Below are 13798 nucleotides of genomic sequence, written 5' to 3'. Positions count from 1 at the left end.
TTTACGACCCAACATTTCACAACATCACAATAATGATATTTAAAACCATTCTCGTCTACTACTAAACTAAAACTGGACATATATTTTATATTTTAGATAAAAATGATGACAGTTTATCTCTGGTTTTGATGGTCAAATAAGCCTAAGTTAATTTATCTCTGGTGACACATGATCAAACAAGCCAAAGCAATTGTTTCAGATGGGCGTGGTAAATACTCGCTCCAAACTGTTGAAGTAGGTTTACCCCAAAGCGGTGAGGTGCGTGTAAAACTATACGCTTCTGGTATTTGCCATACCGATTGGGATTCAATCCAGAATTGGGACAAAACATTTATTGTTGGTCATGAAGGTGCCGGTGTTATTGAGTCCGTCGGTGACGATGTTGTGGGGTTGGCCATTGGTGATAAAGTGATCCTTAATTGGGCGATCCCATGCGGTGACTGTCACCAGTGCCAAGCAGGTAATTTACATATTTGCGAGGTTAATTCACCTGTTTGCGGTTGCGGTTTATCTGGCCATGCCGCTTTAGCGTCGACAACGTTAGCAAGTCAACCTATTGAGCGCTCGTTTCATTTAGGCACCATGTGTGAATATACCGTTGTCCAAGCAGCCGCTGTGGTAAAGGTGAATACCAGTCAGACTGCTATGACACCCAATGGAAATGCTAATAGTCAAGTCAATGGCATTTCGTTTCCAGCGGCGTCAATTATAGGTTGTGGGGTTATGACAGGCTGGGGTTCAGTGGTCAATGCCGCGAAAGTAGAGGTAGGCTCTAGTGTCTGTGTCATCGGTGCTGGCGGGGTTGGGTTGAACTGCATTCAGGCAGCCAAACAATCTGGTGCAACAACCATAATTGCTATCGACATTAATCAACAACGTATCGAACAAGCAAAAGAATTTGGCGCGACGCATGGTATTGTTGCACATCATCAAGACATTGATTTTATTGACGTTCGACAAGCCGTACGAGAGTTAACCAACGGCATCGGTGCCGATTACGCCTTTGAATGCACAGCGATCCCCGCACTTGGGTCAGCACCATTAGCATTAATCAAAAATGCCGGCACCGCAGTCCAGGTTAGCGGTATTGAACAGCGAATAGATTTTGATTGTGAGTTATTTGAGTGGGATAAAATTTACATCAATCCACTTTATGGAATGTGTAATCCTAAACGTGACTTTGGCAAGATTTTAGCGTTATACGAACAAGGTGCCATGAAGTTAGAAGAGCTTGTCACCAAAACATATACACTCGAACAAGCAGAGTCAGGTTTTGATGATCTATTAAATGGTCGTGTTGCTAAAGGTGTTTTTGTCATCGCAGAAGACCAATAATGGATGCATAGATACCGAGACATAACCTCAATTCATCGATAAAAAGAGCGACAAAACATCATGACAATATCGCAAATTGAAATATCTGAACCCAAATACACGGCCGACAACCTGACTATGCTCACATTTCATAGCAGTCATTTAAATGCCCGGCAGGACGTTAATGTTTATTGCCAGCCAACGAGCCAAAACAATTTACCTATTGTCATTTTGCTGCATGGTGTTTACGGTTCTAATTGGGTATGGATGAATTTAGGTGGTGTGCATCAAGTATATGACAAATTGCGACAACAAGGCCTTAATGAATTTATCTTAGTAATGCCGTCAGACGGAGGGCTTTGGCAAGGTTCAGCATACCTGCCTTTACAAGAGCATGGCAATTATGAACAGTGGATAATGGACGATGTACTCACCGCTGTACAAACTCATATTCCAGCGGCATCATCACAAAGTAATATATACATCACAGGGTTGTCGATGGGAGGTTATGGCGCACTTAGATTAGGTGCAAAATTTGCGAGTCGGTTCGCCGGCATTTCTGCCCACAGTTCAGTAACCAACTTAACTGACTTACAGACCTTTATTGACAACCCCATTGCGGACTATCAATGTGCGTTACCGGATGAAGACAATATTTTGTATTGGAGTAAACAAAATTTAGCGACACTACCGCCAATTAGATTTGACTGTGGTAAAGACGATGCACTTTTTGCAAGCAACAACACATTAAGTCAACAGTTTGATGAACTTGGTGTACTGCACAGTTACCAAGTATTTGATGGTGGCCACCAATGGCAATATTGGCACGAACATGTCGCCAAAAGCTTGCTATTTTTTGATGCCATCGAACAACAGTAAAGTCAGTAGATTTTAGTCTAAATTTAGCCAACCAAAACATTATAACTCGGTGGGCGCACGGCGGGCGTTGAACAGTCCCATAACGCAATAAATGGGGCGTTTATTTCACATCGAATTATTGGCTAAATGCCCAATAGACAGACAATGAAATATTATCCCCATTTACCAAAAAATCTAAAACTACAGTTCCATGCTGTATTCAGATGAGTCCATATCAAAATTTGGAATACCGCGACCATGTAATGTCACTACGACTTTTGGTACGATGATCTGCTTGTATCTACGCCAGATTTTTTCAATAACCGTTGTTGCTTCTTGCTCTCCATTTGCACATCGAATGAAGCGTTTTTCTTCTTCATTAATTGGATCTAACGTGCCTTCTGCTAACCGCTTCATGGTATCGCCATAATCGGTTAGAAGTTTCGATTCATTTATTGTAAATTCGCCACTTCGATTGAAACCGCGAGGAAAATGTAAATCATCAAAAAATAGCTTAGCGCCGGTACGTAGCTCGATATTTATCATGGATTAACTCTCTGTTATTTTGCTTTCAATAACATAGAGATCACTAGCCTATTTGAAAAACAAATAATTTTTATTATCTCGATAAACAAAAGCGATGTAATTTACAGTACACAAGGGCTCGACCTCTAAACCCCACAATTTATAGGCCCTAAAAATCCCGCCGAAGAAATATCCATTTAATCATTAAAGATTTCTATTGATAACATAAAAATATTTTGTGGGTAATTACCACCATAAGTCGGTAGCCTCCGCAAAAATTTACCCGTTTATATATGAGTCAGAAATACCATGAAAATTTGCTTTATTATGTACCCGTGGGATCGCGTGGACCCTGAAACAGATACAACACTGCGATTAATCCACGAATGTGTAAAACGTGGTCACACGGTGGCGATTTCGACAATTCATAATTTAACGATTCGCGACAGTGTTGCAAGTGCATTTTGCGATGTATTTACCAAAGCTCAAAAGTGTCCTGAAAACATCGTCACATTTTACAAATCAGCTAAATTTAAGCGTACGCCCCTGCCCTTAGCTGGATTTGATTCTATTATCATGCGCGCGAACCCCCCGCTAGATGCATTAGCACTGAACTTCCTCGATTCAGTTAAAGGCGATACCTTTATTATGAATGACCTTGATGGATTGCGAATTGCTAACAACAAAATTTATACCGCCTCATTCCAAGACACGGCGAGCGAGTTTATTCCAGCGACTCACGTGTCTAAAAACCGTGATTATTTAGAACGTATTTTTGACGAATCTGAAAGTGACCGAATGATACTAAAGCCCCTTGACGGTTTTGGTGGTCGTGGGGTTATCGTATTAGAAAAAAGCGCACGACAAAGCTTCCGTTCTTTATTGGACTTTTACATCGGCGGCGATGAACACGGCAAAGGCAGCAACTACGTTATTTTACAAGATTATGTGCCCGGTGCTGAGCAAGGTGATGTTCGCATATTAATGCTCAATGGCGAGCCAATTGGCGCGATGAAACGCGTTCCTGCGTTGGATGACGTCCGTTCAAACGTGCACGCTGGTGGCACTGTAGTTAAACATAAATTGACTGCTCAAGAAAAACGCCTTTGCAAATACATCGGTCCTAAATTGGTGCGCGACGGTTTGTATTTTACCGGCATCGACGTTATTGGCGGAAAACTAATTGAAGTCAATGTATTAAGCCCGGGCGGCATCGTAAGAATTAACAAACTAAATCGTACTCGTTTACAAACCCAAGTGATCGACTTTGTAGAAAGTGTTGTACACGCCAAAGAATTAGTGGTTTCAAGAAAGTCTCAATTCAGACAGGTAATTGAAGATGCAAACGCTTTCTAAACAAGAGTGCATTGCACTCATTAAAAAACAGAAATGTTTTCATGCTGACGTAGATAACGGCGCTTTCACAATTAAAATTGAAGAATATTCGCCAATTATCTGTACTGCAATTCACAATGGCCACCAGCTCAGGAAAGAACTGACTAAGTCGTTTTTATTGAGCCAAACGGAACGTTTGTACGAAGAAGACCCGTATACCGTCGACTTAGTTTCGTCGTTTCCAATAGTACTTACCGGTAATGATTCGCGTTTTGAATACGACTTAAACCGCCCAAAAACCCTGTCTACTTATTTCAAAACGGCGTGGAATAAACAAGTTTGGGAAAAGCCGTTAACGACCAGTCAACGAGCAAAGAGTCACGAAAAACATCAGGCATTTTACGATATTCTAGAAGCGCTTGTTGAAGTTATTGAATCGCTTTACCGCAACGCGATTGTGTTTGACGTGCATTCGTATAACTACCAACGGATTGAAGCCGATACACCAACATTTAATATTGGTACGGCCCAAATCGACGTTGAACGCTGGGGCAATGTCATTGAGCGTTTTGAAAAAGAACTCAATAAAATCGAATTACCTAACCTCGAAACTCGTGCGGCTTGCAACGAAGTCTTCCAGGGACGAGGTTATTTGATCACCCATATTAATTCGCATTTTGACAACACCTTAGTCATACCTGTTGAAGCGAAAAAAGTCTTTATGGATGAAGTATCAGGTGAGCTATACCCGCTTGTTTTAGAAGAGCTCAAAGCTGGATTCAAAGAATCGATTGGTGAAACCACCGCCTTTTTTATGCGTCGTTATGGCAAGAAAAAATCTTTTTCTAAAGCCGATGTATTGTCGTCGACGATTACCCCAGAAGTCATCAAGATCGACAAAAAGCTCTACGCTCTGTGTAAAGACATCGAAACCTTGAACTTCATCAATCCGGTGAACATCGCAGCAGAGAAGAAAAAATTCTTTGGTCGCAAAGCAACCGTAACACCTGAGTTTCAATACAAACAACTGAATATCAGTCCGTACTTGTTCCGTGAACAATTGTACAAATTACCAATTGAAGACATTGACGACGCTGGCATTCAGCAATTGTACCGCCACGTGGTGGATAACTTGGCAACTAAAATCGACATGTTAACTACCATAGGTACAGACGAGTTTCTTTACAACTCGCTTAAATATTATGGTCAGCCAAGTCACCGTGATATCGCTAACGCTAAATTCCTTTTACACGCCCCTGACATCCAGTCTGAGCTTAATCCAACCCGTATTGATGCTGATGGTGCGGTTGCATACTTTAAGCAGCAGGCGGCAGATTGGGCGATGGAATGTAAAATCGAAACGTCGACCAAAATCGTCGCAAAAGCTATGGTTAACAATTCAAAAAAACAATTGTTGATTAATAAAAGCGCGACCTTCAGCGACGTTGAATTGCGTGCTTTTGCGCACCATGAATTGGGCATTCATATGTTTACGACGTTGAGTGCCCGTGCTCAACCGCTTAAAGTGTTTTCCCTCGGTCTTGTCGGAAATACCCATACTCAGGAAGGATTAGCCATATTCAGCGAATATTGCTCGGGCAACCTAACCTTGAACCGCCTTAAGTCATTGGCACTGCGGGTTATCGCCGTACACTTGATGTTAGAACAAAATAACTTTCTAAAAACTTATCAAACGTTAGTTAATGACTACGACTTAGGCCAAGAACAAGCCTTCACAATAACCACTCGAGTTTATCGTGGTGGTGGCTTTACCAAAGACCACCTTTACTTACGTGGATTTATCGACATTGTAACGATGGCTGAAAATGGAGAACCTATTGAAGATCTATTGGTAGGTAAAACAGGTCTACTCGATTTACCCGTCATTTCTGAGATGATCGCCCGTGGTATGTTACAAAAATCAGCACCGCTTTTTGAATTAAAAGTAAGCAAAGAAAACACCATTATTGATTATCTTATTCGCGGCGTACACGTTTAACTGGTCTGGATATGAGTGGTATTAGATAGCGATTTAAAACAATCTATCTAATACCACGAATATTTAATGGCCAAAAACCCTGACTTATTGAGAAAACTATTGTTTAACCCAGTAGATTAGTTATCCTACTGGCATGGACGTGAAAGTATTTAAAACATTTTTAGAGGTTGCCAATACGCGCCACTTTGGTCGCGCGGCTGACAACCTTTACATTACCCAAGCTGCGGTAAGTGCGAGGATAAAACAGCTCGAAGAGTTTGTTAACGCACCACTATTTGTTCGCCTTAAAAACAACATTACGTTGACCCCCGCCGGCGAGCGACTATTACCTTATGCCACCACTATGGTGCGTGCATTGCAGCAAGTTAAATCCGAAATTTCGCTAATTGACGCTAAGCTTATGCCGTTTTCTATCGCGGCAACTCCAAATGTGTGGGATGCGTATTTTCAAAATTATTTGACCGTCGCTGCTAACGCATTTGATGAATTGGCGTTTAAAACTGAAATGTTGGGCATTCGTCAATTACATGCGTCTATTATTGATAACACCTTAGATTTAGCTCTGATGTTTGACCCCTTCTTGACTAACGAAGTATGCAGTGAACAAATTGCTCAAATTAATTTGTCCCTCGTTTCAAGTGAACCTAATGTCAGTGCCGAACAAGCCATGTCTAAAGGCTATATCTTTGTTGACTGGGGAGCGCAATTTGCGTCAGAACATGAAGCTAAATATGGCCGTAATTTTGTACCAAAACTCAAAACATCCACGGGCCGCATCGCGTTAGACTTTTTATTAGCCCAAGGTGGCAGCGCCTACCTTCCTAATGCTCTAGCTGAGCCTTTTATCGAAAGTGGTGAATTGCACCGAGTAAAAGGTAAACACGCCATGAAGCGCTCTATCTACGCCGTCTATCAAAAACATAATCGTAATGTCGACATTGTTGAGCAAGTTGTAGAGGTTATCGATCAGTCATCGCCTCAACGTCCTGCAATTCTAGAAATGGCCTCAAACGTCGAATAATATTTTTTGTTGATACCACAAAAATTAATCGTTTTTCAATTTTCAAAATTGGGACTAATTTAACGTTAGTTTTTCCATAGGAGAAAAAGACGTGAAAAAACTATTAGTTGGGTTCGCATTAATAAATAGCTTTATGTTTAGCACTTTGGCGTTTGCTGATGGTGACGTGGTTACACAGCCAGCAGATAAAGAATTTGTTCAAGAAACTTATGATTACTGTGTAAGCATGCAGACTAGCGAAGAGATCGATAAACAATCTTTGTTAGAATGTCTTAACAGTGAATTAGAATATTATGAATACACGGGGTTTGCGTCGATAGAACAAGCCTTGTCTTTTGCTAAAGTTGCAGACGACGAAAGTAAATAAAACAATACGTTGTTTGGCGAGTTAAGAGGCGGTTTCCCCAACTGCTTTCTATCTGAGACTTGCCTCTATAGGGGAGTTAATAACAGCATTAACTCTCCATTTTCATCCTAAAAACACCAACAAAAGGATGAATTCAACCGTACTTTTTCTATGTCATTTAGGATGTTGAATCCCTGCGATTTAATGAATAAATAGCAATGTTGCACTGCCCAAAAATACAAAAAATCCCGTTACGTCTGTTACTGTAGTTAATATCACCGAGCCCGCGAGTGCTGGGTCAATCCCCAATTTGTCTAATATCATTGGGATCATTATTCCGGCAAAAGACGCAATTGTCATATTGACCACCATTGCAAGTGCGAGAATTGAAGATAAGCCTGGATTGTCGAACCAATACATAGTGACAACAGTGACCAACATAGCCCACAAAACCCCATTTATCGCCGCAACTTTTAACTCTTTGCTCCGCAATACTTTAAAATTACCTTTACCTAATTGCCCGGTGGCTAGCCCTCGAATAGTTAATGTTAATGTTTGACTACCCGTAATCCCGCCCATACTTGCCACAATAGGCATAAGCACTGCAAGTGCCACAACTTCAATGAGTACCGCATCGAAAATGCCGATCACAAACGATGCTAGAAATGCCGTGACAAGGTTTATCCCTAACCATACCGCTCTGCGTCTTGCAGACACTGCAACCGGTGCAAAGAGGTCTTCGTCACTCACCTTCCCCATATGCGCGAGTTGTTCTTCATAATGCGCTTGAAAAACATCCAGTGCGTCATGGATTGAAAACTGACCTAAAAATACACCGGTTTTAGTCACGATTGGCAATGCAGCTTTGTTTGACCCACGAACTAAGTCTGATGCTTCCAATAAACTGGCTTGATCTAAAATCACTTTTTCATTTGGAATGACCAGTTCTTTTACATCGGTTTTTTGACTGGAGTTTAAAATATCACTAATTTTGACTTCGCCAACGTACATCAAACTATCATCTACAACAAAATAACTGCCCCCATCATTTGTTATGTCACTCGACTTAATTTCATTAATAAGGTCTTTAACAGACGCTTTTTCATTTACTGTATATACATTTGCGTTGGCATACCGACCAACTTGATTTGAAGAATAGCTCAGTGACGTTTCGAGAACACTCTGCATTACGGGGTCAAGTTTGTTAACCAGTTTGGCCGCTGTACGTTTAGGCAATACATCTAGTATGCCCATTACTTCTGCGTTGGTTGCCGAGCTAATAGCCTCTGCAATTACCTGTTGCGGCAACACTGCAATAAACTGATTTCTTGCATCCTCGCGCATAACAGCGAGCACTGTACTTTGCAATTCTACAGGGATAAACACCCACAATTTTATCCGCTGGTCATTTGTTAACCCTTCAAATACACCAGCCCACTGAAATGAATTTAACGTTTGGCAGACATCAGGCAATTCAATAGGCTCAATTGCCAACGCCGCGATGAGCGGCTCCAAATCTATTGCAAGTGAATGGTTTTCCATCTACGCGTCCAACACTTCGTTTTTTGACGTATCTTCTAACTGTTTATGTTTCTTTTGTTCAATTGACCATAACGTCAAAAGGTCTTCAACTAATCGTTGTTCAATCTTTTTAGACTGCTTTGTTGGGCAAAATAAACTCATTGTTATCTTGATTTTGCCTATATCTGTTGTACTCACAATAAACGCAGGTTGCGGCCCAGATATTTTTATATCTAAGCGAGTTTCTATCAAAGTATTATATCGCTCGGCCACGTCACTAAAATCGGCACAATATTGATTGGCCTTCTCAATCATCAGGTCCCTTATAATAAAGGGGTTAAAGTTGGTATCTTCTCGTACAATCGAAAACGAGTGATTAACATAACGTCGCATATAGTTAAGGTTAATAATCGGCAACATGATCAATTGGCTATTAGGAACAAATACACTGCGGCCTGTATAGCTATGATCTTTTGGGTCAAGCTCTAATAAAGTCACTTTTGCCCAATCGGTAGCGGTTACTTCGCCGGTAAAATCTTTGGTTTGGATCCAATCCCCAACTCGAAATGGATTCGTACTGGAAATATAAATAAATCCAACAACGCATTGAATGATTTCTTTTGTTGCTAATACGATAGCGACGATAAACGCCGCAATACTTAACGCAAAACGCTGTAACTCAGCACTCCATAAGGCAAACAACGAAATAAATAAAATCGCGTTAATTACGTTTTTTGTGTTGTTTATTAAGTAACGTTTGTCTGCAACCGGTTTAGATGATTTTTTTTTGATAAAACGAGTGACGCCGTTTTTGCCAAGCCACGCAAAAACGACGAATAAAACACTAATAAAAAATTGGCTTGTTAATAAATTTTCCAATGTTATCCCTTGGCTGTTTTTGACTTTAACTTATCAATTGTACCCAAAATACCTGTGCTAGATAATTGACTACCTAATTCTTTTTGTTTGGTTTGCAATAGACTCACACCTTCAACGACAAAATCGTAGATATACCATTCACTGTCTTTATCCGACATGCGCCATTTGGTGGTCGCATTGATTGGCTTATCCTGACCGGTAAACTTCATTGCAACAGAAGCTAATTTACCTGACGGTGCTAAGGTCGAGGAAACAACCGTTATTTTTTCGTTGTTGTACCTTTTTAACGACTCTGCGTAGTTACTCACTAAATCTATCGTGAGCAACTCTACAAATTCAGCTCGTTGCTCAGGTGTTAACTTTTCTAAATGTTTGCCCAAAACCTTAAAGGTAAAATACTTGTGATCAATATGTGGCAAAACAACTGTATTTACTAATCCCTTTAATTCGGTTGAGTTTAAACCGTCATTTGCTTTTAGTTGCTTTAAAGCAACTTCAACTTGATCAAAAACGATTGTCGCCGTTTTACTCAATTCCTCTGCCTTGATTGAAAAAGACAAAGCCATAAAAAATATTGTACTCACTAACCCTAATTGTTTTAGGTTTACCATTATAAAATCCAATTTGGTTTAACACGTTATATGTTAGTTATAGAGGGAAATCGTTAATAATTAAAACGAATTATTTTAATTGCCGTGACAAATTTCAGTGATTGGCGTTTTAGCTAGCCGTTTTAAGTTCAATTTTGTTAAAAATGTATAGGTTAATAAATTTTAATTATATAAAAACAGTTCCATAATAGAGTTAATACTTTAAAATGTGTTTCAAATTTGACCTAACTGCCTAGAGCCCCCATGACCATAATAATTTGTACCTTGGCGATTATTGCCCTATTACTGGTAATTTTCGAAGAAGTCATCCACGTCAATAAAGCAAAGTCGACTTTGTTCATTGGTACGTTAAGTTGGTTATTGGCATACCTTGTGCCACTTCATGGTTCTACCTCAGCGCAGATAACTAATGAGTTAAACGAAAATATTTTAGAAATTGCAACGCTTTGGCTGTTCCTAATGGCTGCAATGACATTTGTCGCTTACTTAAACAGCAAAGGATTTATATCGAATCTCGTTCAGCGGTTGCTTCCGAAAAAAATGAGCGAACGTAAGTTTATGCTATTAATTGGCGGCTTCTCGTTTCTGTTCAGTTCATTTGCCGACAACGTGACCGCAACCTTAGTCTCTGTTGCTGTTATCGCGTCTCTCGATATCCCAGCCCGTCAACGATTAAAATATGCAACATTAATAATTTTCGCAGTAAACAGCGGTGGGGTTTCACTCATCACCGGTGATGTAACCACACTGATGATTTTCCTAGAAGGCAAAGTGAGCATTGCGAACTTATTGCTGTTAATTATTCCATCTTTTACTGCGGTATTAGTTCTCGCATTGTTACTTGCACGAAATATGCGTGGCGAGCTGACCTTTGAGCAGGAAACATTACCCATTGAACGAAATGACAAAATCATCGCGTCGGTGTTTCTCGTCACTATCTTCTCCACTTTGTTTTTAAATGCGCTTTATCAAATTCCACCGGTCCTGACGTTTTTGTTTGGCTTAAGTTGCATGTTTTTAATCGCGCAGTATTTAGTTAGAAAAACAAATAAAAACGTCTTAAATTACATTCGTGAAATTGAATTTGATACCCTGCTATTTTTCCTAGGTGTCTTACTAATCGTTGGCATTTTGAAAGAAGTTGGCGTGTTAAACCAATTAACAAAAATATATACGGCTATGGATTACAGCGTCGCAAACTATATTCTAGGCATGCTATCTGCAATTCTAGATAACGTACCATTGACTGCCGCGTTGTTAAAAGCAGACATAGAAATGGACGTAGCAAACTGGTTAGCGCTAACTTACGCTACTGGCGTCGGGGGTTCGATGTTAGTCATTGGTTCTGCAGCTGGCATTATCGCAATGAGTAAAGTAAAAGAGCTAAATTTCATCAGTTATTTGTCGATGTTTGGCTACCTAATCGTCGCTTACTCCGTTGGTTACTGGTTAAGCTATGGACTGACAAGTACAGTCCTAAACTAATCATGTCATCCTAAAATTGCAAAGCTAGGACAGCATCCTGCGCCCCTGTATATTATTTTGCAGTGTATGTTTGTCCTTGCTTTACTATTTTGCCAATAAGAAAACGTTTTTAACGAAAATTAGTATTGAGGGACAAGCTCGCAGTACCCTATTTTAAGTCACTCATCATTTCCCCCGAATACGCCAGCACGGAGGCAAAGCTCCTTCTTCCCTCTACTCATAGATAAAGCCAATTCCCAACGATTTAACGCTTGTATCTGAACCGAACGATTCAATAATGTATTTCCTGTTAGTGATTGCAATTAGGAAATAATTCACAGATCCATAATCATAGGCAATAATAGTTAAATATTAACTCGATCAAACGATAGCCCAATTTAGGAAAGCCAATGGCAAGAAATGGAACATTAATACTATTTTGCGGAAAAATGGGGGCGGGAAAATCGACAGCTGCAGTTAACATCAACAATGAACGTAATGGGATCCTAATCTCTGAAGATAAATGGCTGGCGTCACTTTATCCAGATCAAATCACCACGTTTGAAGATTACATTCGGTTTTCTGGTTTATTAAAACCGTTATTAAAAACACATGTGCAAAACATCCTAAAGACCGGTGCAAATGTGGTTATGGACTTCCCTGCAAATACAATTAATCAGCGAAAGTGGTTCGTTAGTTTATGTGTGGAGGCGAATGCAAAGTATGAGCTTATTTATTTGAAAGCCAGCAATGAGTTATGTTTAAAACAAATTGCACAAAGACGAATTGAGCAACCTTCTAGGGCTAAGTTCGATACAGAACAAGTATTTAATCATGTGACAACGTACTTTGACGAACCCGACGAAATTGCCGCAGAAAACCTAACCGTCATAGAAAGATGCGAATAACAGAAAATCTGAAATTTTGATCACATTATTTTAGTGTTAGTTTGGGTTTGATAAAGTCTAAAAAAGCAGTTATTCGCCTAGCCACAGCAGATGATTTATAAAATACAGCATTTATCTGTTCTCTTTCCGTATTCTGTATTCGGTATGGCGCTAATAACGAGATCAGTGCCCCAGACGCTATATCACCATGAACCATGAAACCAGATAAGCAGGCGATGCCATTACCTGTTAAAGCAAGCTGCCGTATTGTTTCACCATTACTTGCTGTAACGGTGGGCGCAATTGCCTCTCCTCCCTTCAAAGGCCACTTATTGAGAGACTTAATATCGGAAAAACCAATAATGTCATGTTGATATAAATCTTTAGGGTGTTTGGCCAAGCCTCTTTTTGCTATGTATTCTGGCGATGCGACAATATAAAGCGGACTATTACCTAATGCTTTAGCGTGTAATGTGGAATCTTCAAGTTTACCGATACGTATTGCAACATCAGTTCTCTTTTCAATAAGGTCGATAAATGCTTCGTTTGACCTTAGCTCTAATTCAATATCAGGATAAGCCAATTTGAAAGGGTGTATTAGTGGGATTAATTGATGAAATATAAATGGGCTAGCGGCATTAATACGTAGTTTACCCGCCGGCAGTTCGCCACGACTAATAATTTCATTTTCTGCAGTTTGAATCGACAGCAATGCGGCCCTAATGGTATTTACAAACTTACGGCCTTCTTCTGTTAATTCAATTCGCCTGGTCGTTCGGGTGAGAATACTCACGCCTAGCTGCTTCTCTATTTTACTCACCGCCCTCGAAACCCGAGCAACCTGTATGTCGAGCACATCTGCTGCCGCAGAAAAACCACCTGAATCTACGACACAGAGCAATACTTCTAAATCATCAGAACGCGTTTTTAAATCCAAAGCCAACCCCAATTAACACCATTAACAACAAAAGTAATTTGCCAATAACCACATTTATCACAACAGTATAACGCTTAATAATAGCGTCGACAAAGTGACAA

13 protein-coding genes are annotated in these 13798 nt (G+C 40.1%); 8 read left to right on the top strand and 5 right to left on the bottom strand.

What is annotated here, in order from left to right; translation table 11 throughout:
* The first annotated feature begins 168 nt into the window (after positions 1 to 168).
* Positions 169 to 1335: an alcohol dehydrogenase catalytic domain-containing protein gene (locus tag KO525_RS19035; protein WP_215965420.1), complete on the top strand. Its 1167-nt coding sequence runs from the start codon at positions 169 to 171 to the stop codon at positions 1333 to 1335.
* Between the two features lie 60 nt (positions 1336 to 1395).
* Positions 1396 to 2193, top strand: coding sequence for an alpha/beta hydrolase family protein (locus tag KO525_RS19030; protein ID WP_215965419.1), 798 nt, complete (start codon positions 1396 to 1398; stop codon positions 2191 to 2193).
* 180 nt (positions 2194 to 2373) lie between these two features.
* Here KO525_RS19030 and maoP read toward each other — a convergent pair whose 3' ends face one another.
* A complete protein-coding gene (maoP, locus tag KO525_RS19025) occupies positions 2374 to 2718 on the bottom strand; it encodes a DUF413 domain-containing protein (protein WP_215965418.1) in 345 nt (114 codons plus the stop codon).
* A gap of 288 nt (positions 2719 to 3006) precedes the next feature.
* Between maoP and KO525_RS19020 the strand changes: the two genes are divergently transcribed.
* The 4 genes from KO525_RS19020 to KO525_RS19005 all read left to right on the top strand — a co-directional run bounded on the left by KO525_RS19020 (position 3007) and on the right by KO525_RS19005 (position 7419).
* Positions 3007 to 4053: a glutathione synthase gene (locus tag KO525_RS19020; RefSeq protein WP_215965417.1), complete on the top strand. Its 1047-nt coding sequence runs from the start codon at positions 3007 to 3009 to the stop codon at positions 4051 to 4053.
* Positions 4037 to 6031 carry a flavohemoglobin expression-modulating QEGLA motif protein gene (locus KO525_RS19015; RefSeq protein ID WP_215965416.1) on the top strand — a complete coding sequence of 665 codons (1995 nt, stop codon included), beginning with the start codon at positions 4037 to 4039 and terminating at the stop codon, positions 6029 to 6031. Before KO525_RS19020 ends, KO525_RS19015 begins: the two co-directional genes overlap by 17 nt.
* Positions 6032 to 6170: 139 nt before the next feature.
* Complete coding sequence (locus KO525_RS19010) at positions 6171 to 7052, top strand: LysR family transcriptional regulator (RefSeq protein ID WP_215965415.1); 882 nt, start codon at positions 6171 to 6173, stop codon at positions 7050 to 7052.
* 91 nt (positions 7053 to 7143) lie between these two features.
* A complete protein-coding gene (locus tag KO525_RS19005; protein ID WP_215965414.1) occupies positions 7144 to 7419 on the top strand; it encodes a hypothetical protein in 276 nt (91 codons plus the stop codon).
* Positions 7420 to 7599: 180 nt separating this feature from the next.
* On the opposite strand, the gene KO525_RS19000 is transcribed toward KO525_RS19005, so the two are convergent.
* From KO525_RS19000 to KO525_RS18990, 3 genes are read right to left on the bottom strand one after another with little or no spacing between them, the layout of a single operon-like run.
* Positions 7600 to 8940 carry a magnesium transporter gene (locus KO525_RS19000; protein ID WP_252736547.1) on the bottom strand — a complete coding sequence of 447 codons (1341 nt, stop codon included), beginning with the start codon at positions 8938 to 8940 and terminating at the stop codon, positions 7600 to 7602.
* Positions 8941 to 9798 carry a mechanosensitive ion channel family protein gene (locus KO525_RS18995; RefSeq protein WP_215965413.1) on the bottom strand — a complete coding sequence of 286 codons (858 nt, stop codon included), beginning with the start codon at positions 9796 to 9798 and terminating at the stop codon, positions 8941 to 8943. It lies immediately after the preceding gene.
* A 2-nt stretch (positions 9799 to 9800) separates the two neighbouring features.
* Positions 9801 to 10409, bottom strand: coding sequence for a phospholipid-binding protein MlaC (locus KO525_RS18990; protein WP_215965412.1), 609 nt, complete (start codon positions 10407 to 10409; stop codon positions 9801 to 9803).
* Between the two features lie 243 nt (positions 10410 to 10652).
* On the opposite strand from KO525_RS18990, the gene nhaD reads away from it, so the two are divergent.
* Positions 10653 to 11894, top strand: coding sequence for a sodium:proton antiporter NhaD (gene nhaD, locus KO525_RS18985; protein WP_215965411.1), 1242 nt, complete (start codon positions 10653 to 10655; stop codon positions 11892 to 11894).
* A gap of 389 nt (positions 11895 to 12283) precedes the next feature.
* Complete coding sequence (locus KO525_RS18980) at positions 12284 to 12781, top strand: ATP-binding protein (protein WP_215965410.1); 498 nt, start codon at positions 12284 to 12286, stop codon at positions 12779 to 12781.
* Between the two features lie 25 nt (positions 12782 to 12806).
* Here KO525_RS18980 and KO525_RS18975 read toward each other — a convergent pair whose 3' ends face one another.
* Positions 12807 to 13703 carry a LysR family transcriptional regulator gene (locus KO525_RS18975; protein WP_215965409.1) on the bottom strand — a complete coding sequence of 299 codons (897 nt, stop codon included), beginning with the start codon at positions 13701 to 13703 and terminating at the stop codon, positions 12807 to 12809.
* Positions 13704 to 13798 lie beyond the last annotated feature (95 nt).

It is taken from the genome of Psychrosphaera sp. B3R10, from assembly GCF_018861025.1.
GTDB lineage: Bacteria > Pseudomonadota > Gammaproteobacteria > Enterobacterales > Alteromonadaceae > Psychrosphaera > Psychrosphaera algicola.
Note: the sequence above shows the minus strand (reverse complement) of the source record. Positions and strands in the feature narration are given on the sequence as shown.

What these genes read in the sequence shown, in the direction of transcription:
- KO525_RS19035 (WP_215965420.1), top strand. Translation starts at nt 169, where the DNA reads ATGATCAAACAAGCCAAAGCAATTGTTTCAGATGGGCGTGGTAAATAC.
- KO525_RS19030 (WP_215965419.1), top strand. Translation starts at nt 1,396, where the DNA reads ATGACAATATCGCAAATTGAAATATCTGAACCCAAATACACGGCCGAC.
- maoP (WP_215965418.1), bottom strand. Translation starts at nt 2,718, where the DNA reads ATGATAAATATCGAGCTACGTACCGGCGCTAAGCTATTTTTTGATGAT.
- KO525_RS19020 (WP_215965417.1), top strand. Translation starts at nt 3,007, where the DNA reads ATGAAAATTTGCTTTATTATGTACCCGTGGGATCGCGTGGACCCTGAA.
- KO525_RS19015 (WP_215965416.1), top strand. Translation starts at nt 4,037, where the DNA reads ATGCAAACGCTTTCTAAACAAGAGTGCATTGCACTCATTAAAAAACAG.
- KO525_RS19000 (WP_252736547.1), bottom strand. Translation starts at nt 8,940, where the DNA reads ATGGAAAACCATTCACTTGCAATAGATTTGGAGCCGCTCATCGCGGCG.
- KO525_RS18990 (WP_215965412.1), bottom strand. Translation starts at nt 10,409, where the DNA reads ATGGTAAACCTAAAACAATTAGGGTTAGTGAGTACAATATTTTTTATG.
- nhaD (WP_215965411.1), top strand. Translation starts at nt 10,653, where the DNA reads ATGACCATAATAATTTGTACCTTGGCGATTATTGCCCTATTACTGGTA.
- KO525_RS18980 (WP_215965410.1), top strand. Translation starts at nt 12,284, where the DNA reads ATGGCAAGAAATGGAACATTAATACTATTTTGCGGAAAAATGGGGGCG.